Source organism: Bartonella pachyuromydis (assembly GCF_039543065.1).
GTDB lineage: Bacteria > Pseudomonadota > Alphaproteobacteria > Rhizobiales > Rhizobiaceae > Bartonella > Bartonella pachyuromydis.
Genome location: NZ_BAABJA010000053.1, coordinates 1 through 1,023 on the forward strand (window position 1 = coordinate 1; position 1,023 = coordinate 1,023).

The window sequence follows — 1,023 nt, forward strand, 5'->3', positions numbered from 1 at the left end:
TTGTGTGGGGCTTTTTTAATGGAGAACTTTATGCGAAAAATATCACAAGAAGGGCTTGCTCTTATCAAACAATGGGAAGGCTTGCGCCTCAATGCTTATAAAGACGCCATCGGGGTATGGACAATCGGTTATGGACATACCAACAGTGCTGGCAAACCTTTTGTCCACAAAGGCATGACAGTCACCGAAAAACAAGCCGAAGATCTTCTTCGCCAAGATTTAAGACAATTTGAAAATACCGTTGAACAAGCGGTTCAAGTTGCCTTAACCGATGAACAATTCGCGGCATTGGTATCCTTTTGTTATAATGTAGGAATAACAGCTTTTTGTAACTCAACCCTGTTAAAAAAACTCAATAATAGTGAATATGAAGCAATACCTGCCGAACTCCAGAAATGGACCAAAGCGGGTGGTAAACGCTTGCAAGGTTTGGTCCACCGGCGTGTCGCAGAAGCAGGATTATGGGCGAAAGGGGCTTATGTTTCCTCCAACTATCAAACCGTAGAAACAAAGGATTCAACAGCTCTCTTTAAAGCAGAAGCATTGGCACCCATTATTGGTTCTTTTTCTGGTCTTGGCGGCTTGTTGGCAGGCAATGGTCCAGTGCAATGGGCACTTGCCACCATCATGGTTTTAGCGGCAGGTGTTGGTCTTTTCTTTGTGGCAAAACGTTTTCAGGAGCACCGTCTATGATGTTATGGATGAAAAAAAATCTGCTGTTAACAGGTGCGGCACTAGCCGCTTTTTTTATGGCTTTAGCAAAAGCTTTTACCTTTGGCAAAAAGAGTGAACAGCAAAAACAAACAGAAAAAACGCTAAAGGCAGCAAAAACACGGCTGGAGGTGGAAAATGAAGTTAATCAAAAAAGCGATGCTGATGTGCGCACTGCTCTCTCTCGCTGGTTGCGTAACAAATAACTACGTCTCTTGTGTTGGTTGGTTGCCTATTTATTTAAGCAAAAGAGATGTTGAAGTCATCAGTTCAAACTTAGCAAGAGAGATCTTAAAGCATAATAACCTAGGT

At 42.5% G+C, this 1,023-nt stretch carries 2 protein-coding genes; both read left to right on the forward strand.

The genetic code is table 11. The annotated features are described in order from the left end of the window. Positions 1-30 precede the first annotated feature (30 nt). The gene (locus ABD917_RS08690) at positions 31-693 is read left to right on the forward strand and encodes a lysozyme (protein WP_345119665.1); all 663 of its coding nucleotides are present in this window, start codon (positions 31-33) and stop codon (positions 691-693) included. After that, the gene (locus ABD917_RS08695) at positions 690-917 is read left to right on the forward strand and encodes a hypothetical protein (RefSeq protein WP_345119663.1); all 228 of its coding nucleotides are present in this window, start codon (positions 690-692) and stop codon (positions 915-917) included. The genes ABD917_RS08690 and ABD917_RS08695 overlap by 4 nt, the downstream gene beginning before the upstream one ends. Positions 918-1,023: the final 106 nt, after the last annotated feature.

Coding starts and splice junctions, on each gene's coding strand:
- ABD917_RS08690 (WP_345119665.1), top strand. CDS start 31: ATGCGAAAAATATCACAAGAAGGGCTTGCTCTTATCAAACAATGGGAA.
- ABD917_RS08695 (WP_345119663.1), top strand. CDS start 690: ATGATGTTATGGATGAAAAAAAATCTGCTGTTAACAGGTGCGGCACTA.